The organism is Allosphingosinicella sp. (assembly GCF_036403745.1).
Taxonomy (GTDB): domain Bacteria; phylum Pseudomonadota; class Alphaproteobacteria; order Sphingomonadales; family Sphingomonadaceae; genus Allosphingosinicella.
In genome coordinates this window covers 1-18071 of sequence record NZ_DASWQI010000098.1, presented here as the reverse complement: position 1 = coordinate 18071, position 18071 = coordinate 1, and the positions used below count along the sequence as shown (strand labels likewise).

Below are 18071 nucleotides of genomic sequence, written 5' to 3'. Positions count from 1 at the left end.
CCGCCTTCGTGAGCGGCCCATCATGCCGCCCGCCGCCGCTTTTGCAATCGCGAAGGACCGCGGGCGCCGCTCTTTTTCCTTGCAGGCGCGGCGCGGGCGGGCAGGGTGGGGGAATGCGCATCCTCGCCCTGCTGCTCGCCTCGCTCCTCACCCTCGCCGCGGCGCCGGTGCCGGCGGTGCGGACCGTCTATCGCCACGCGGCGCTGATCGACGGGACCGGGGCGCCGCTGCGGCGGGACATGGCGGTGGTGGTGGCGGGGGAGCGGATCGCTTCGGTGGTGCGGGATCGCGCGCTGACGCTGCGGCAGCTTCGCGGCGCGCGGGTGGTCGATCTCTCCGGCAAATATCTGCTGCCAGGGCTGATCGACAGCCACCAGCATATCGCGACGCCGCCGGGGCGGGCGAAGGCCCTGGCCCTGCTCAGGCGCCAGCTCTATTCCGGCGTCACCGCGATCCGCGACATGGCCGACGACGTGCGCGAGGTGCGGGCGCTCGATGCGATGGGCCGCAGCGGGGCGATCGCGGCGCCCGAAATCTCTTACGCCGCTTTGGTCGCGGGGCCGAGCTTCTTCGCCGATCCGCGCGTCGCCGCCGCTTCGAAGGGCTTCGCGCCTGGCACGGCGCCGTGGATGCAGGCGGTCGACGAGAAGACGGACATCCCGGCCACGATCGCGCGGGCGAAGGGAACGGGGGCGATCGCGCTCAAGATATACGCCAACCTCTCCGCCTCGCTGGTCGCGCGGCTGACCGGGGAGGCGCACCGGCAGGGGCTCGCGGTGTGGGCGCACGGCATGGTGTTTCCGGCGACCCCGGCCGAGGTCGTAGCGGCGGGACCGGAGACGGTCTCCCACATCAACTATCTCGCCTACCAGGCGATGGACCGGCGCCCGCAATCCTACCAGGATCGCTTCCCGATCGATTACGCCAGGTTCGCACAGGGCGACACTGCGGCGATGGCGGCGCTGTTTCGCGAGATGCGGCGGCGGGGCGTGATCCTCGACGCCACCATCCGCGTCTATGCCGAGCGCGAGAAGCAGGCGGTGCGCAAGGGAGAGGCGCCGCGCGGCGCGACGGAGCTCGCCGAGCGGCTGGTCGACCAGGCGTGGCGGGCGGGGGTGGCGATCTCGGCCGGCACCGACGGCGACAGCCCGCGCGCCGCCGCCTACCCGTCGCTGTTCGACGAGATCGAGTTGCTCGGGGCGGCAGGCCTGCCGCCGCTGCAGGCGATCCGGGCCGCCACCCTCGTCGGTGCGCGCACGTTGCGGCAGGAGCGGGAGATGGGGAGCGTCGCGGCGGGCAAGCTGGCGAACCTGGTGGTGCTGGACAGGAACCCGCTGGAGAGCCTCGCCAACATGCGCAGCGTCGTGCTGACGGTGAAGCGGGGGCGGGCCTATCCGCGCGCCGACTATCGGCCGATCGGGCCGGAGGAGATGAAGGATGATTGACCGGCGCACCCTCCTTGCCGCGGCCGGGGCGAGCGCCGTGGCGGGGGCGGCCCCGGCCCCTCCGCCTCGCCGGCTCATCGTCAATGCGCTCGGCGGCCTTGCCGATCCCAACGACTGGAGCGAGTCCGACCAGAAGAACGCCGTCGGCGAGACCGAGCGCAAGCCGCTGTCGGCGCGCATCCTCGCCGACGCCCGCGCGTCGGGGCTGGGCGCGGTCAACGTCACCCTGGGCTATGTCGCCGGCGGCGGCGATCCGTTCGAGCAGACGGTACGCGAGATCGGCGTCTGGAACTGGCGCCTGCGCCGTCACCGCGCCGAGCTCACCCAGGTGCTCACCGCCGACGATCTGGTGCGGGCGCGGCGGGAGCGTCGGATCGGAATCATCTACGGCGTCCAGAATGCCGCGATGGTGGGCGAGCATGCCGAGCGGATCGACACGTTCGCCGATCTCGGCCTGCGCGTCGTCCAGCTCACCTATAATCCCGCGAACCTGCTCGGCGGCGGGGCCGTGGCGCCGGCGCGGACGCCGCTGACCAGGCTCGGCCGCGAAGTCATCGCGCGGTGCAACGCGAACCGGCTGATGGTCGATCTCTCCCACAGCGGCGAGCGTACCTGCCTCGAAGCTGCCCAAGCCTCGGCGGCGCCGGTGTCGATCAACCACACCGGCTGCCGCGCCCTGAACGACGTGCCCCGCAACAAGAGCGACGAGGAGCTCAGGACAGTGGCCGCTCGCGGCGGATTCATTGGAATATATTTCATGCCGTTCTTAGCGGCCTCCTCCCGCGCGACTGCGGAGGACGTCGTCGCCCATATCGACCAGGCCGTGAACGTCTGCGGCGAGGACCATGTCGGCATCGGCACCGACGGCGGCACCACAGCGATCGACGACCTCGCCGCCTATCGCCGCCATGTCGCCGGCCAGATCGCCCAGCGGCGCGCCGCCGGCATCGGCGCACCCGGCGAGAATGCCGACACGCTGCCGCTCGTCCTCGACCTGCAGGGGCCGGGACAGTTCGAGCGGCTCGCCGGCCTCCTCGCCCGCCGCGGTTATTCCGGGCGGCGGATCGACAAGATCCTCGGATTGAACTTCCTTGGCTTTGCGCGGGCGGTGTGGGGATGACGCTGCTCGTCATCTCGCGAGAGGAGGTGGCCACGCACCTCTCCTACGACGCCTGCATCCCGCTGATGCGGCGGGCGATGATCGCCCTTTCGACCGGGGGGACGAAGCAGCTTCTGCGCGCGATCATGGACCTGGAGGGCGGCCGCGCCTTCGGCGTCATGCCGGGCGCGATGGACGAGACGTTCGGCGCCAAGCTGATCAGCGTCTTCCCCGCCGCCGACAGCGGCGCGCCGTCGCACCAGGGTGTGGTGGCGCTGTTCGACCCGGCGACAGGCGCCCCCGCGGCGATTCTCGACGCGTCGGAGCTGACCGGCATCCGCACCGCCGCCGCCTCCGCCGCCGCCACCGACGCCCTCGCCCGCGACGATTCGAGCTACCTCGCCATCCTCGGCACCGGCGAGCAGGCCCTGCGCCACATCGAGGCGATCCGCGCCGTGCGGCCGATCGACCGCGTGACGATCTGGGGCCGCGCGCCGGACAAGGCGGAAGCGCTCGCCGCGCACGTCGGCGGGGCCACCGCTGCGACGGCAGAGGCGGCCGTGGCGGAGGCGGACATCGTCTGCACCGTCACTGCGTCGCCCGAGCCCATCCTGCGCGGCGAATGGCTCCGCCCCGGCACCCACCTCAACCTCGTCGGCTCGAGCCGCGCCGGCCCCGTCGAAGTCGACACCGCCCTCGTCCAAAGGGCGCGCCTGTTCGCCGACCATGAAGAAGGCGTCCGCCGCCAGGGCGCCGAGTTCCTGAAGGCGCTGGAGGAAGGCGTGATCGGCGAGGACCATCTGCTCGGCGAGGTCGGCGAAGTGTTCGCCGGAACGCTCAGGGGCCGGACGAGCCGCGACGACGTCACGGCGTACAAATCGCTGGGCTCGATCGTCCAGGACCTTGCCGCGGGCTGGTACCTGGTCGAGCGGGCGCGGGCCGAAGGATGGGGCACGAGCGTCGCCTTTTGAGAGGCGGTGGCGAAAACTGGAGAAGAGACGATGAACCTTGTCCTCGCCGCGCTGGCGCTCGCTGCCGCGCCCGTTCAGGTCGACCATCCGCGGACCTATCTCCTGTCGGTCGGCGGCATCGCGCTCAAGGCGTCTGAAAGCATCGAGGGGTTCTCGATCGACACCTGGGGCGTCGATTTTGCCGCCGTGTGCCGCATTCCTTCCGGCTGGCGGATCAAGGCGGGAGGCGGCGCCACGCCCGACGGCGAGCTTTCCGGCGCGGGCAGCCAGGGCGCGACCTGGTTCCGTCACGGGAGTCCGGTGGAATTGCGCGCATTCGTGCTGGTGACGCTTTCCGGTCCCGTGCAGCGGGCCGACATTCGCGACGCGACTGGGGTGGAGCCGGCGACCTTCGGCGGACACGCGACTATCTCGACCGAGGACCGGACCCGCCGCGCGCGCCTTACCTACCGCAACGTCCGGCTGACCCCGGCGCGGCATTGCCCGGCGCACTAACGCCTCACGGCCATAGGATCGGGTGCAAATCCCGCTTCCGCCCGATACACTGTTCTTCCGGAAGGAATTTTCATGCGCACGATCATCGGTGCCGCCTTCGTCTCGCTGGATGGGGTGATGCAGGCGCCAGGGGCGCCGACGGAGGACCCGACCGGAGGATTTTCCTACGGCGGCTGGCTCGCGCCGATCTTCGACGAAGCCGTCGGCAAACGCATTGACCGGCTGTTCGGCGGCGATTTCGACCTGCTGCTCGGCCGCCGCACCTACGACATCTTCGCCGCCTATTGGCCGTTCGCCTCCGACGACGAAAAGGCCATCCGCGACCCGTTCGACCGCGCGACGAAATATGTCGTTACGACCGGCGACCAGCCTTTGTCGTGGCGGAACAGCGAGCGGCTCGCCGACGTGGAAGCCATCGCGGCGGTGAAGCGGACTGCCGGGCCCGACCTCGTCATCCAGGGCTCGTCGACTCTCTGTCCCCAGCTGCTCGCCGCGGGCCTGCTCGACCAGTTGGTGTTAATGACCTTCCCGGTCCTGATCGGCATCGGCAAGCGTCTCCTTGGCGAGGGGACCCCTGCGTCGTCGCTCCGCATGGTCGAGCATGAGGTGACCCCGGCAGGGTCGATCATTGCGACCTACGAACCCACGGGCCGCGTCGAAACCGGCAGCTTCTCGCCGCCGGAGCCGAGCGCCCCGGAAGTGGAGCGCCAAAGACGTGTGGCGGAGGGCAGCTGGTGATCCCGGCTACCCGAAGCCGATAAGCGTGGCCCGACCCGGGGCTGAATCCTAACGCTCCGACGCGGCCCAATCCGCGTCCGCCCCCCGGGCGCTCCAGGCCAGGGTGAGGAGTTCGGTCAGCGACCCGACGGAAAGCCGGTGCTGGAGGCGGGCGCGATGCATCTCGACGGTGCGGAAGCTGATGCCGAGCGTCCTCGCCATGTCCTTGTTCGAGAGGCCGAGCATCATGCACTCCATCACCTGGCGCTGCCGCGGCGTCAGGGTGTCGACCGCCGCCTTCGCACGCTCCGCGGCGCGGCGCGTCCCAAGCTGCCGGACCTTAGGGGCAGCACGGCGGAGCGCGGCTATGAGCTCGTCGAGGGGTACCGGCCGACGCAAAAGGTCGGCCGCGCCCAGACGGACCGCGGCGACGGCATCCTGCTCCTCGAGATCGGAAAAGAGCAGGATCGTCGGGAAGCGCAGCGCCTCCGCACCCGCGCCTTCGCGCAGCCCCTCCGGCCGGCAGCGCGCGGCGGCAATGTCGACGAGGACACAGCCCGGGGCGAGCTCGGGTAGCGCCGCGCCGAGGTCTTCGGCCGTCGAGAAGGGCCTCGCCGCGAAGCGGGCGGCCGTCAGATCCCTCGTCAGGCCGATCCTCAGGTTGCGATCGGACTCGACGATGTAGACGGGAAAGTCCGGCTTGCGGGGTAGCGCAATGGGCACCGAGGTGCCGATAGCCGGGGCCCCGCGGCCGATGGCCGATAGCGGGAGCGCCGGCGCGGCGAAGGGCCACGGCGAGGCGAGGTGAGCGAGCATAGAGCAGCCTTGGGTTGATCGGGTTCGAAGCCGCTTCTACCCTCGCCGGCTCCCGTCCTCTTTGCGGAGCGCGACAATCGCGTAGCAGTTGATGCCACAGTCGAACCCCGCCGAACAGGTGCCGCAGGTGCGTGCTGTCGCGTTGACGCACTATGTCGCAGTGGCGCGGTCGGTCGGCCTCGACGGGTTCGAAATGCTCCGGGGGGTGGGAATCGACCCCGGCTTGCTGGAGGATGCCGAGACCCGCATTCCGGCGAGCGCCGCCAGCCGGTTGCTCACCCAATCGGCCCTCAGGTCCGGCTGCGAATCCTTCGCTCTGCGGCTTGCCGAGCTGCGCAGCTTCGCGAGCCTCGGGCCGCTCAGCCTGCTCCTGCGCCACGAACGCAATCTTCGCGCGGTGCTCCGGCGGATGATCGCGTACCGAGGCCTGATGACGCAGGCGCTCGATTTCGAGCTGGTCGACGAGGATGAGGAGACGAGGATCGTCCTCACCTTCATCCCGGAGGTGGAGCGACAAGGCGTCGAGCTCGGCATGGCGCTCACCTGCCGGTTCCTCGGCGGCGCGATATTCGGCGGGTGGCATCCCGCCGAAGTGCATTTCCAATATTCGGAACCGGCCGACGCGCGGGTTCACCAGCGGATTTTCCGTGCCCCTCTGGTCTTCAATGCGCGCTTCAACGGCTTCGTCATTCCGACGGCGTCGCTCGACCGGGAGAATGCCTCGGCCGATCCCGAGTTCGTGGAGCATGCGCGAAGCTATGTGGACCTGCTCGCCCGCGACCTGCCGACGACATCGCTCGCCGATCAGGCCGGCGCCGCGATCAGGGGCCTGCTTCCGGCCGGCGGGGTGACCCTGCCGAAGGTGGCGGGGCAACTCGCCATCCACCCGCGCGCGCTCCAGCGAAAGCTAAGCGCGGCCGGACTACGATTTGCCGGCCTCGTCGAAACGATCCGCGGGAATGTCGCGCGGGATCTCCTCGCGAATACCGATTTGGCAGTCACCGAGGTCGCGCTGCTCGCCGGCTATGCCTCGGCGGCGGCGTTCAGCCGCTGGTTCGCGGCGTCGGCGGGCGAGCCGCCGCGGACGTGGCGGCTGCGGAACCGGCCGGGCGCCGAGGGCTCAGGCGCCTGACGCGCTTTGCCTGTCCGGGCCTGCGGCGAGTGACGTCGCCCAGAGCCAGTGGGAAAGCGCCTCGAAGGAAAGCGGCCGCTTGAACTGGATTCCCGCGGCGCCGTCCGCGGCCCAGCACAAGGTGCCGGCCATCGGATCGAGCCCGTCAATCTCCACCTGCACGTCGCGCCGCGTGCCGGCCGGGAGGAGGAGGTCGAATCCGAATATCGAGACTCCGGTCTGGGAGATGTTGACGATCGAGGCTCTTGCCACCTGGCCGGAGTGGAGGATGGTGGCGGCCGCGTTTTTCGGGGCCACGCGCAGCGCCCGGTGGCGGTGGTGCGGGCTGCTGAAGGCTTCGTCGATCATCCCGGGCACCGACTGCGTTTCCAGGAACTGGCCGCCGAAGCGATCGGCCTGCGCCCACACGATTTTGGCGGGGTGGCTCCGCCCCTCGCACAATTGCAGAGCGACGCTGTCCCCGATCGCCGGCGCGGGGCAGGCGTCGGCCATGAAGCCGTTGGGCGAGATGTTCCGGACCCGGCAGAGCGTCTCGCCGGCAGCCGCTACGAGCTTGGCCGTTCGAAACAGGGTGCAGAGACGCTGCTCCCGGCGAAGCTCACAGGAGGGAAGGAGCCCCGGCGGAACGAGTGCGGCAATAGCTCGAGGCGATCGCATGCGGGTCATGGGGCACCTTCACGGAGTCGGAGCGACGACATGAAACTCGCCAATCTGGATGAATTGCGCGTTACGGCGGCCTACCGTAGCGCTGCTGTACTCGCGGGCCCGTCGTTACGCGGTGTGATCGGTGCAGTGCATCCTTCGCCGTCCCGCGACGTTGCTGCTCAGAACCATTCCACACCATGAAGGAGCAAGGGCGATGGCGGATCTCAGCCGCATTCGGGAGCATATGGAAGTGATCGGGGCCGACGGCGTCCATGTCGGCACGGTCGACTCGGTCTCGGGCGATCGCATCAAGCTGATCAAGGCCGACAGCGGCTCGCATCAGGGCCACCACCATTATGTCAGCGTCGGCCTCGTCGCCGACATCGAGGGCGACAAGGTGCGGCTCTCCGCCAACGGCGCGAACGCCGCCTTGCTCGAGGAGGAGCAGGACGGGTCGGCCTTGGGTGAGCAGGGGCTGTTCACCTGGCGCAACATCGGCATCGGCGCCGCCGCGGCGGCGGTCGCGACGGCGGCGGGAGTCGGTGCAGCGGCCCTGTTGCGCGGATCGAACAGGAGGGGCGGGAACGGCAAGAGCCGCTCCCAATCGTCCGCCGGGAAGAGTCCCACCAAGCAAAGCGCCTGATCCGGCGCCGCCGCTTTATTGCGGCGGCGGTGCGTTCGGGTCGCCTTGGTCCTGCCCCTGGCCTTGGTCGGGCGCTCCTGCGACGGTGACGGCCAGCAGGCTCTTGCCGAGGTCGCCGAGGAACCGCACGAACGGTGATCCCTTATGCGCCTTCCATTTGAGCGCCGCGATCGTCTCTTCGGGGACGGCGGCGAGGCTCAGCACAGGGGCGGTCGTCCAGGTGCCGTTGCGGTAGGTTTGGGTGGTGACCGTAAACGCGTCGGGCCCGGCCCGGCTGACGCTCTGGCGCACTTGCGCGGTATTGGCGGAGAGGCTTTCCTCCCAGCCATTGGCCTGCAGTGCGACGGCGCTGTCGGAGGTGGCGCCCTGGTAGCTGGTCGCGCACGCGATGGTGGAAGCGGCTGCGTCGAGCGCGCACTGACCTGCGACCGGGCGGCCCTTGCGGTCGCTGCCGTCGAAGGCGAGCAGCCGCCCCGGCTCCTGCCATTGATAACGGGCCCACATCTGCGGCCCCTTACCGCCGCTCAACAGCCAGTATTTCCCGGCGAGCGTCCCCATCGCTCCCCAGCGGGCGATCAGCTGCGCCTGGCTCGGCGCGCGCGGCGGCAGGCGGACCGCGTCGCCCCGGGCTCCGGCGAGCGCGAGACGGAGGCCTTCCTGCGCGTCCTCATCGCCCGGCTTCATCCGCCCGGCCTGGCGGAAGTCGGCGGCGGCGAGCTTGTACGCCTTTTTGCCGAGATAGGCTCTGCCGCGATTGACGAAGGCGAACTCGCGGTCTTCCGGGTTGAGGTCCGCGGCGGCGATCGCGCGGGTGAACAGGCGGACGGCCAGGTCGTAGTCGCCGCGGTTCAGCGCCTCGAGCCCGGCATTGCCGTCCTCGACGCCATTGGCGAGCGCGGCGCCGGCGAGGAGTAAGGCGAGTGCGGCGGCGGCGAGCGTCCTGATCATCCATCCCTCCACATCTGGCCGGCGCGCGAGCACCGCACTTAATTAGGTGGCGGCGCGTTCGGGTCGTCGGCCGGATAGTCCTCCGGCGGCGGGTCCTGGACGTCGGCGGATTCCTCGAAGGCGCCGTAGACGACGTCGACCACCTGCCCGGTGTAGGTGTCGATGAGCAGCATGTCGGAGCCGTAACGCACCCACTGCCGGCCCGGCGGCGGCGCCGCCAGGCCGTAATTGTAATAATCGTAAATGTAATAATCGGGCAGCCAGAACACGGACGGCAAACGATAGCCGACCCCGTAGCGGCGATAGGCGTAGCCGTGGGGCCAGCGGTAGCGGCCGACCCGGTAGGCGCTGTAGCGGTGGCCCCGCACCGAATAATAGCGTGTGCGGCTGTGCGCGACAGCGCCGGGGTAATGATAACCGGGCCGAGATCCGGCGTGGAGAGGGCGGCCCGCGTGCTCGCCGAACTTGTGGCCGTTATACTCATTGCCGATCTGGCCGGGGCGAGGGCCGGGGCGGGCATTGACGGGCTGCTGACTATATGGCCGCTTCGGGTAGGTTCCCACCGGCGTCTGGCCGAACGTTTTCGGTCGGGCGCCGGATTGAACGGGATAAGACGGGTTCGGACGGTAGGCTGGACGGTTCGCCGTGCCGGGCGGCGGGGGACGGTAGAAAGGCTGGTGCTGGACGGCCTGCGGATGCTGGGAGACCTGCGGATGCTGGGAGACCTGCGGATGCTGGTAGACCTGCGGATGCTGGTAGACCTGCGGATGTTGCATGACCTGCGGATGTTGCAGGACCTGCGGATGTTGCATGACCTGCGGCCGCTGCTGAATCTGGGGCCGCTGCTGGCCCTGCGGTCGCTGCGCCGGGCGCTGCGGCGCGTTTTGCGCGGGGGGGCATTTGCCGTTCTTGCACTTGTCCGACGCGGCGGCGGACGATGCCGTCAGCGCGAGTGCCGCTGCCATGCAGAGCCAGATCGTTCTCGTCATCGCGTCGTCTCCCCCAGGCCGGGTGCGAGCGACAGCTCTTCCGGCGACACCGCACGCGACGCTACAAACACGACCGGTCAAGCTGAGGAGGGGCTGCTGCCCGTCCCATGGGCCGGAAGCCGCGGAAAGTTCGCCTTGTTCCGCTCGCTGTCAAGCGCTCGCGGCGGAGCGCAGCGGGCGACTGTGTCCGAAATCGAGAGAATTCCTGCCGCGCCGGCTCAATCGGCCTTTGGCTGCAGCAGCGGCACCGCTTCCGGCTCGACCCGCAGCGAATTGCCTTGGCAGCCGGTGATTCGGACGGCGGCGCCTTCTTCGCAATCGGGGCCGCGGCAGGTCCAGACGCTGTCGCCGACCCGGACCCGGCCCTCGCCGTCGCGGATCGCTGCGACGACGGTGACGCGCGTGCCGACGAGGCGGGCGGCGCGGTCGTTGAGGAAGGGGTCGTCGCTGTCGACCGCATGCGCGGCGTACCAGCGGCGGCCGGCATAGACCGACGCCATCGACAGGATCGCGAACAGCATCACCTGGAACGGCAAGGCGATGCCGGTCAGCAAGGCGAGAACGCTCGTCCCCGCGGCGGCGAGGGCGATCCAGATGAGGAAGACGCCCGGCACGATCAGCTCGAAGATCGCCAGCGCGGCGGCGATCCCGAGCCAGACCCAATGGGCGTCTGGGCCGGTCACTTGAGGGCGGTGCCCCGCGGCGGCGGCGCGCCGGGCTCAGGCGGACGGGCCGACGTGGTGCTGCCGGCGCCGCTTCCGAACGCCTCCTTCGCAAGCTCGCCGATCCCGCCCAGGGTCCCAACCAGCGCCGATGCCTCCATCGGGAAGAGGATCGTCTTGGCGTTGGGCGAGCGGGCGAACATGCCGATCGCCTCGACATATTTCTGGGCGACGAAATAGTTGATCGCCTGGCTGGACCCGCCCTCGATGGCGTCGGAGACGAGCTTGGTCGCGGTGGCTTCGGCCTGGGCGGCGCGCTCGCGGGCCTCGGCGCTGCGGAAGGCGGCCTCGCGCGTGCCTTCCGCCTGGAGGATCTGCGACTGCTTCTCGCCTTCGGCCTTGAGGATGGCCGAGGCGCGCATGCCCTCGGCCTCGAGGATGTTCGCGCGCTTTTCGCGCTCCGCCTTCATCTGGCGGCCCATCGCATTGACGATGTCTGCCGGCGGGCGGATGTCGCGCACTTCGACGCGGGTGATCTTGACCCCCCAGGCCTCGGTGGCGTGATCGACGACGTTGAGCAGCCGCGCGTTGATCTCGTCGCGCTTCGACAAGGTCTCGTCGAGGTCCATCGAGCCCATGACGGTGCGCAGGTTGGTGGTCGAGAGCTGCAGGATCGCGGTGTAGAGGTCGGAGACTTCGTAGGCGGCCTTGGCGGCGTCGAGCACCTGGAAGAACACCACCCCGTCGACCGCCACCATGGCATTGTCCTTGGTGATGATCTCCTGCCCCGGAATGTCGAGCACCTGCTCCATCATGTTCACCTTGCGGCCGACCCGGTAGAAGAAGGGCAGGTAGAAATTGAAGCCCGGGCGCGCGACCACCGTGAAGCGGCCGAAATGCTCGATCGTGTAATGATAGCCCTGCCGCACGATCTTGATGCCGGAGAACAGCACCAGGATCACCAGCAGCGCGATCAGCAGGATGGTCGTCAGGATTGTCGTCATGCCCCAGCCCCTCCCATGGGCCATGTGAATATCATCTAGACAAAAGGGGCCGGTTCCAAGCAGATTCGGATGCATGCCCCAGCGCCTCCGCCTCTGCCGCTCCGTCCTGTTCCTCCCCGCCTCCAATCCGCGCGCCATTGAGAAGGCGCGGGAGCTTCGGCCCGACATGGTGGTGCTCGACCTCGAGGATGCGGTGAAGCCGGCCGACAAGGAGACGGCGCGCCGTGCCGCGGTCGCGGCGGCGAACGAGGGGTTCGGCGACTCGGTCACTGCGATCCGGGTCAATTCGGTCGGCAGCGACTGGTTCGGGGCCGACGCCATCGCGATGCGGCGCTGCCGGGCGGACTATATCGTGCTGCCGCGGGTGCGCAGCCGGCAGGAGATGCACGATGCGGAGCGCCTCACCGAGCACCCGATGCTGGCGATGATCGAAACCGCGGCGGGCGTCCTCCACGCCGGCGACATCGCCCGCGACTCGGCGGCTCTCATCGCCGGCACCAACGACCTTGCCGCCGACCTCGGGCTGCGGCCGGGAACGCACAACCGTCCGGCGCTGCGCACGGCGCTGCAGAATGTGGTGCTGGCGGCGCGGGCCGCGGGGATCGCCTGCTTCGACGGGGTCTACAACAAGCTCGAGGCCGATGCGGGGTTCGTCCAGGAATGCGAGGAGGGGCGGAGCTTCGGCTTCGACGGCAAATCGCTCATCCACCCGAGCCAGATCGAGGCCGCCCACCGCGCCTTCGGTCCGAGCGAGGCGGAGATCGCCGCCGCCGAGCGCCTGATCGCCGCGGCGTCGGGTGGGGCCGAGCGCTATGAAGGCGAGATGATCGAAAAGATGCACGTCGCCCAGGCGCGCTTCCTGCTGGCGCGGGCGCGGCGTTGACGGCGTTGACGGCGTTGCGCGCGGCGGCTTCGCCGTCCTAAGCAGCGCGTCGCTACAGGATTTTTCGGGGAGTTTTCGCATGGACCGTCGTACTTTCATCGCCACGGGTGCGTCCGCGATTGGGCTAACCATGCTCCCAGCGGACGCGCTCGCGCAGGCGGGGTCGGGCGACGCAGAACTCAACGCCGCGTTCGACGAGATCTTCCGCCGGGCGGTGGCGCGCTCGCCCGAGCTGGCGAGCTCGCTTGGCCTCGACAAGGGGCCGGGGGCGGCGCTGAAGGGGCGGCTCTCCGACCGCACGGCGGAGGAGCGGGAGCGCCAGCTTGGGGTGACGAAGCAGGCGCTGGCCCGGCTTGCCGCGTTCGATCCCAAGACGCTGTCGCCGGCCGCGCGGCTCAACCTCGAAGTGGTGCGCTATTCCCTGACCGGGCAGACGGTGGCGCCCGAGCGCTTCCATATCGACAGCGCGATCCGGCCCTACCGTATCTTCCAGCAGGGCGGCTCCTACTTCTCGGTGCCGGACTTCCTCAACACCGCCCACACCATCGCCGGCGCCGAGGACGCGGAGGCCTATCTGTCCCGGCTCGACGCCTTCGCGACGGCGCTCGACCAGGACAGTGCGGTGCAGAAGGCCGAAGCCGCGCGCGGCTTCCTCGCGCCGGGCTGGTCGCTCGACCTGACGCTGCAGCAGATGGAGAAGCTCAGGAGCCAGCCGGCGGCGACCAGCTCCATCGTCCAGTCGCTCGTCACCCGCGCCCGCGCGAAGAGCATCCCCGGCGACTGGCAGGGCCGCGCCGCCCGCATCGTCCAGACGCGCATCTACCCGGCGCTCGACCGGCAGATCGCCCTCATCCGCGGGCTGCGGCCGACCAGCCGCCCCGGCGACGGCGTCTGGCGGCTGCCGCAGGGCGAGGCGATCTACGCCGCCGCGCTCGAGCAGGCGACGACCACCAATTTCTCGCCGGACGAGGTCCACCGCATGGGTCTGGCGCAGGTGGCCGAGATCAGCGCCGCGCTCGACAAGATCCTTTCCGCCAACGGATACCGGAACGGCACGGTCGGCGAGCGGCTGGCGCGGCTCAACGTCGATCCGGCGCAGCTCTACCCGAACACGGCAGAAGGGCGCACCGCGCTGATCGCCAGCCTCAATGCCGGCATCCGCGACATGTACGCGCGCCTGCCGCAGGATTTCGCAACCTTGCCGAACGCGCCGCTGGAGATCCGGGCGGTGCCGGTGGAGATCCAGGACGGCGCGTCGAACGGCTATTATAACCGCGCCTCGCTCGACGGCTCCCGGCCGGCCATCTACTTCATCAATTTGAAGGACGTGGGCGACTGGCCGAAATATTCGCTGCCCTCGCTCACCTATCACGAGGGCGTGCCGGGCCATCACCTCCAGATCAGCCTCGCCCAGGAATCGAAGGACATCCCGACGCTTCGGAAGATGGGCTTCTTCAGCGCCTATTCGGAAGGCTGGGCGCTCTATGCCGAGCAGCTCGCCGACGAGCTCGGCGCCTACCGGACGCCGCTGGAGCGGGCGGGCTACCTGCAGTCCTTCCTGTTCCGCGCGGCGCGGCTGGTCGTCGACACCGGCATCCACACCAAGCGCTGGAGCCGCGAGCAGGCGACCGATTACCTGGTCAAGACCACCGGCTTCGCCCGGCCGCGCTCGCAGCGCGAGGTCGAGCGCTACTGCACCCAGGCGGGGCAGGCGTGCAGCTACAAGGTCGGCCACATGGCGTGGACCCGGGCGCGCGAGAAAGCGAAATCGATCCTCGGCGCCCGCTTCGACGTCAAGCGCTTCCACGAAGTGCTGAAGGACGGCGCCATGCCGCTGACCATCCTCGAGCGGCGGGTGGAGGAAAGGGCGCGGGCCGAGGTGCGGGCGTAACACCGGGGACAGTCTATTTGACTGTCCCCGCCACCCGGGACGAACTGGGGACAGTCTATCTAATTGTGCCCTTCGCGCGGTGGAACGGGGACAGCCAGACAGGCTGTCCCCTATCCCCTACTGCGCCCCTATTTCGGGCCGCGGCCGGGGCCGCCGCCACGGGGCGGCCGCCGGCCGCCGCCGGGTCCCGGCCGGTCGCCCGCCGGACGATGGCCGCCGCCGGGCCGGCCCTGTGGGCGAGGTGCGTCGCGGCGCACGGGCGGCGCACTGCGCGGCGGGGGCGTGACGGAGCCGGTCGGCGCGACCGAATAGCCGTCCTTGAGGAATTTGGTGAACGCTGCGCGGACGCTGGCCTGCAGGCTCGCCTGCAGTTCGGCGGGCAGGTCGGCCGCCGCCGTGTTCGCGTGGATCGCGTTGAGGTCGCGCAGCAGGGTGTTGGGCACGCCCTTGGAAGCCGCCTTCATCGCCCCGATCGCATCGACGACGGCGGCGTAGAGGACTTCCTGCATCACATCGGTAGCGGACTTGGTCATGCGCCGCTTCTAGCCGACGCCAATGCCTGTGTCGCGCCGTATTGCCGCCTTTGGGAGCGCCTGTACAAGCAGGGACGAAGGGAGATCGCCGTGGGGATTCGCACCTGGTTCGGACGTGCCTTTGCCGGGGTCGTGCTGCTTGCCGGCGCTGCCGCGGCGGGCGCCGCCGCCCCCGCGACTCAGGATCGCCAGCTTGCCGAGACCCTGACAGCGATCGACGCCGCGAACGACGCCGGCGACTGCCGCAAGGTGCTGAGCCTGGGCGAGGGCGTGCTCAAGTCGCGGCACGGCAGGCTCGAGGCAAAGCTCGAGGCGGTGCTCGAAGGCGTCGTCGCCCAATGCGCCTTCGAGACCGGATCCAGGGACTCCGCCTACGCCCATGCCCTCCGCGGCACCGGCTTCGACGAGAGCCCGGACGGGCTGTGGCACCTGCGCCTCTATCTGGAGCTGGAAGCGAAGAAATATGCCGCCGCGGTTGCGACCGTCGAGGCGATGACGCAAGGACGCGGCGCCGCCCTCAACTCCGCGCCGATGCAATGGCTCTACCGCCTTGACGAGGAGATGAAGAAAGCCGGCCTCAAGGCCGAGCGCAAGCGTCTCCTCAAGCTGCTTGCCTCCGACACGTACGCGCCCGATGAATCGATGGGCGAGACGCAGTCGTTCCAGGAAACCTTCGCGGAGGTGCTCGCCGAAGAGGGGGACACGACCGGGGCGCGGGCGATTCTTGCGACGCTGATCGATCCCTATGTCCTCTTGGACGCGCTGTTCGATCCACGGGTCGCGCCGCTCCTCCCCAAGAACTTCGACCTGCGGGCGGCGGCCGAGCAATCGCTCGCGCACTATCGCGCCTTGGCGGACAGGCATCCGGACCGGCTCGGGCCCATCGTCGCCGCCTCGGCCGAACTGCGGCGCCTCGGACGGCCGAAGGAAGCGTTGGCGCTGATGCGGCCAGTCGTGGCGCGGACGGACCTCGCGACGGCCTTCACAGACGCCAACAGGAAGCTGCCCTGGGCGTGGGACGAGATCGCCCGCGCCAGCGAAGCCCTCGGCCTCTACGACGATGCGGCGAAGGCATTCGTCATCGGCGCGGCTCTCCCCGAGCAGGGCTCGGCCAATGTCAGCCAAATCATCAATCTCGCCCACCTCCAGGTCCGTTTCGGTCATCCGGAAGAGGCATTGAAGACGCTTGCCCCGTTCGACGACCCGGCGCGCAAGGCGAGTCCGTACGGGATCCTCGAAATGCACCTCGCCCGCGGCTGCGCGAACGCGGCGGCCCACCACGATGAGGCCGCGGCGGCAGACATCGCTTTTGCCAGGGCGCACCCGGACGATCATCCTGAGGCGCTCGGCCTTCTCGACCTTTGTGTCGGCCGAATGGACGACGCGGCCGCTTTCTTCATCCGCGGCCTCGAGGATCCCAACCGGCGCGTTCGCATGCTGCAGACGCTCAGCGATTACGATCCGTCGCCGGCAACCTTACCGCCCAGCTTCGGCGCGAAGCTGGCGATGCTCAAGACGCGAGCGGACGTGAAGGCGGCGATCGCCAAGGCCGGCGGAATTCGCCGCATCCCCTTCCAGGAAGGCGATCTGTAACGGCTTGACGAGGCGCCACTGGCGCACGTCGCGCCCCCTTCCTATAGGCGAGGGCCCGCGATTCCCCGACGAGGCGCTTTCATGGACATCCCGCTCGGCCTGACCTTCGACGACGTGCTGCTGAAGCCCGGTCCGTCGACCGTGCTGCCGAGCCAGGCCGATACGCGGACGCGGGTGACGAAGGAGATCGGGCTCAACATCCCGATCCTCTCCTCGGCCATGGACACGGTGACCGAGGCGGACATGGCGATCGTCATGGCGCAATTGGGCGGCATGGGTGTCTTGCACCGCAACCTCTCGACCGAGGAGCAGGCGGCGGCGGTGCGGGCGGTGAAGCGCTTCGAGAGCGGCATGGTGGTCAACCCGCACACCATCCGCCCCGACCAGACGCTCGCCGAGGCGCGCGAGCTGATGGAGCGCTACAATATCTCCGGCGTGCCGGTGACGGAGCGCGACGGGCGGCTGGTCGGCATCCTCACCAACCGCGACGTCCGCTTCGCCACCGACCGCCAGCAAAAAATCTCCGAGCTGATGACGCATGAAGGTCTCGTCACCGTGCGCGAGAATGTCAGCCAGGACGAGGCGCGGCGGATGCTGCACCAGCATCGTATCGAAAAGCTGCTCGTGGTCGACGAGCAATATCGCTGCGTCGGCCTGATCACCGTGAAGGACATGGAGAAGGCGGTCGCCCATCCCTTGGCCTGCAAGGATGCGCAGGGCCGCCTCCGCGTCGCCGCCGCCACCACGGTCGGTGATAGCGGCTTCGAGCGCACCGAGCGGCTGATCGATGCAGGCGTCGATCTCGTCGTGGTCGACACCGCACACGGCCATTCCCGTCACGTGCTCCATGCGGTCAACCGCATCAAGCGCCTGTCCAATTCCGTGCAGGTCGTTGCCGGCAACGTCGCGACCTCGGAGGGCGCGCAGGCGCTGATCGATGCGGGCGCGGATTGCATCAAGGTCGGCATCGGCCCGGGCTCGATCTGCACCACGCGCATCGTCGCCGGCGTCGGCGTTCCCCAGCTCACCGCGATCATGGATGCGGTCGAGGCGGCGAAGAAGTCCGACATCCCCGTCATCGCCGACGGCGGTATCAAGTTCTCCGGTGACCTCGCCAAAGCGCTCGCTGCCGGTGCCGACATCGCGATGGTCGGCTCGCTGCTCGCCGGCACCGACGAGACGCCGGGCGAAGTGTTCTTGTGGCAGGGCCGCTCCTACAAGGCCTATCGCGGCATGGGGTCTGTCGGCGCGATGGCGCGCGGCTCGGCTGACCGCTACTTCCAGCAGGACATCAAGGACACGCTCAAGCTCGTGCCCGAAGGCATCGAGGGCCAGGTGCCTTACAAGGGTCCGGTCGGCAACGTCATGCACCAGCTCGCCGGCGGCCTGCGCGCCGCGATGGGATATGTTGGTGCAAAGGACATGAAGGACCTGCACGACAAGGCCCAGTTCGTCCGCATCACCGGCGCGGGCCTGCGCGAAAGCCACGTCCACGACGTCACCATCACGCGCGAAGCCCCGAACTATCCGGGCGGCGTGTAGGCGCAACATCAGCAATACGGGGCGCTGAAGCAATCCGGTTGACACGGCTGGATTGCTTCGCTT

17 protein-coding genes and 1 pseudogene are annotated in these 18071 nt (G+C 69.3%); 11 read left to right on the top strand and 7 right to left on the bottom strand.

The features are described 5' to 3' along the window. The first annotated feature begins 113 nt into the window (after positions 1-113). The 5 genes from VGC56_RS19005 (at position 114) to VGC56_RS18985 (ending at position 4748) form a co-directional block, all read left to right on the top strand. Positions 114-1445 carry an amidohydrolase family protein gene (locus tag VGC56_RS19005; RefSeq protein ID WP_464127430.1) on the top strand — a complete coding sequence of 444 codons (1332 nt, stop codon included), beginning with the start codon at positions 114-116 and terminating at the stop codon, positions 1443-1445. Further along, positions 1438-2565: a dipeptidase gene (locus VGC56_RS19000; protein ID WP_464127428.1), complete on the top strand. Its 1128-nt coding sequence runs from the start codon at positions 1438-1440 to the stop codon at positions 2563-2565. Before VGC56_RS19005 ends, VGC56_RS19000 begins: the two co-directional genes overlap by 8 nt. Then, the gene (locus VGC56_RS18995; RefSeq protein ID WP_464127426.1) at positions 2562-3515 is read left to right on the top strand and encodes an ornithine cyclodeaminase family protein; all 954 of its coding nucleotides are present in this window, start codon (positions 2562-2564) and stop codon (positions 3513-3515) included. Before VGC56_RS19000 ends, VGC56_RS18995 begins: the two co-directional genes overlap by 4 nt. Positions 3516-3545: 30 nt before the next feature. Next, positions 3546-4010, top strand: coding sequence for a hypothetical protein (locus VGC56_RS18990; protein ID WP_464127424.1), 465 nt, complete (start codon positions 3546-3548; stop codon positions 4008-4010). A 72-nt stretch (positions 4011-4082) separates the two neighbouring features. Continuing rightward, the gene (locus VGC56_RS18985; protein ID WP_464127423.1) at positions 4083-4748 is read left to right on the top strand and encodes a dihydrofolate reductase family protein; all 666 of its coding nucleotides are present in this window, start codon (positions 4083-4085) and stop codon (positions 4746-4748) included. Between the two features lie 48 nt (positions 4749-4796). Here the strand turns inward: VGC56_RS18985 and VGC56_RS18980 are convergent, their stop codons facing one another. Beyond that, positions 4797-5450: a response regulator transcription factor gene (locus VGC56_RS18980; protein ID WP_464127421.1), complete on the bottom strand. Its 654-nt coding sequence runs from the start codon at positions 5448-5450 to the stop codon at positions 4797-4799. Positions 5451-5634: 184 nt separating this feature from the next. On the opposite strand from VGC56_RS18980, the gene VGC56_RS18975 reads away from it, so the two are divergent. Beyond that, on the top strand, positions 5635-6675 hold the full coding sequence (locus VGC56_RS18975) for an AraC family transcriptional regulator (RefSeq protein WP_464127419.1): 1041 nt from the start codon (positions 5635-5637) through the stop codon (positions 6673-6675). Here the strand turns inward: VGC56_RS18975 and VGC56_RS18970 are convergent. After that, positions 6664-7341 carry a PilZ domain-containing protein gene (locus VGC56_RS18970; protein WP_464127418.1) on the bottom strand — a complete coding sequence of 226 codons (678 nt, stop codon included), beginning with the start codon at positions 7339-7341 and terminating at the stop codon, positions 6664-6666. The genes VGC56_RS18975 and VGC56_RS18970 overlap by 12 nt on opposite strands. Before the next feature lie 193 nt (positions 7342-7534). Here VGC56_RS18970 and VGC56_RS18965 point away from each other — a divergent pair. Continuing rightward, positions 7535-7768, top strand: a pseudogene (locus tag VGC56_RS18965) (DUF2171 domain-containing protein); the annotation flags it as partial. 210 nt (positions 7769-7978) lie between these two features. Here the strand turns inward: VGC56_RS18965 and VGC56_RS18960 are convergent. From VGC56_RS18960 to VGC56_RS18945, 4 genes are all read right to left on the bottom strand, one after another. Continuing rightward, complete coding sequence (locus tag VGC56_RS18960) at positions 7979-8911, bottom strand: hypothetical protein (protein WP_464127416.1); 933 nt, start codon at positions 8909-8911, stop codon at positions 7979-7981. Between the two features lie 38 nt (positions 8912-8949). Continuing rightward, positions 8950-9900, bottom strand: a complete 951-nt coding sequence (locus tag VGC56_RS18955) for an RcnB family protein (protein ID WP_464127415.1) — start codon at positions 9898-9900, stop codon at positions 8950-8952. A gap of 218 nt (positions 9901-10118) precedes the next feature. Then, positions 10119-10583 carry an NfeD family protein gene (locus VGC56_RS18950; protein ID WP_464127414.1) on the bottom strand — a complete coding sequence of 155 codons (465 nt, stop codon included), beginning with the start codon at positions 10581-10583 and terminating at the stop codon, positions 10119-10121. Next, positions 10580-11566, bottom strand: a complete 987-nt coding sequence (locus VGC56_RS18945; protein ID WP_464127413.1) for an SPFH domain-containing protein — start codon at positions 11564-11566, stop codon at positions 10580-10582. Before VGC56_RS18945 ends, VGC56_RS18950 begins: the two co-directional genes overlap by 4 nt. 73 nt (positions 11567-11639) lie before the next feature. Here VGC56_RS18945 and VGC56_RS18940 point away from each other — a divergent pair, with 73 nt between their 5' ends. Further along, positions 11640-12449, top strand: a complete 810-nt coding sequence (locus VGC56_RS18940) for an HpcH/HpaI aldolase/citrate lyase family protein (protein WP_464127411.1) — start codon at positions 11640-11642, stop codon at positions 12447-12449. 79 nt (positions 12450-12528) lie between these two features. After that, entirely contained in the window at positions 12529-14340 is a 1812-nt protein-coding gene (locus tag VGC56_RS18935; protein ID WP_464127409.1) for a DUF885 domain-containing protein, read from the top strand. Between the two features lie 128 nt (positions 14341-14468). Here the strand turns inward: VGC56_RS18935 and VGC56_RS18930 are convergent, their stop codons facing one another. Then, positions 14469-14873 carry a hypothetical protein gene (locus tag VGC56_RS18930; protein ID WP_464127408.1) on the bottom strand — a complete coding sequence of 135 codons (405 nt, stop codon included), beginning with the start codon at positions 14871-14873 and terminating at the stop codon, positions 14469-14471. Between the two features lie 90 nt (positions 14874-14963). On the opposite strand from VGC56_RS18930, the gene VGC56_RS18925 reads away from it, so the two are divergent. Both VGC56_RS18925 and guaB read left to right on the top strand, forming a co-directional pair. After that, on the top strand, positions 14964-16466 hold the full coding sequence (locus tag VGC56_RS18925) for a hypothetical protein (protein WP_464127406.1): 1503 nt from the start codon (positions 14964-14966) through the stop codon (positions 16464-16466). A gap of 81 nt (positions 16467-16547) precedes the next feature. After that, positions 16548-18008 (top strand): IMP dehydrogenase, encoded by a 1461-nt coding sequence (guaB, locus tag VGC56_RS18920; RefSeq protein WP_464127405.1) that lies wholly within the window; start codon positions 16548-16550, stop codon positions 18006-18008. Positions 18009-18071: the final 63 nt, after the last annotated feature.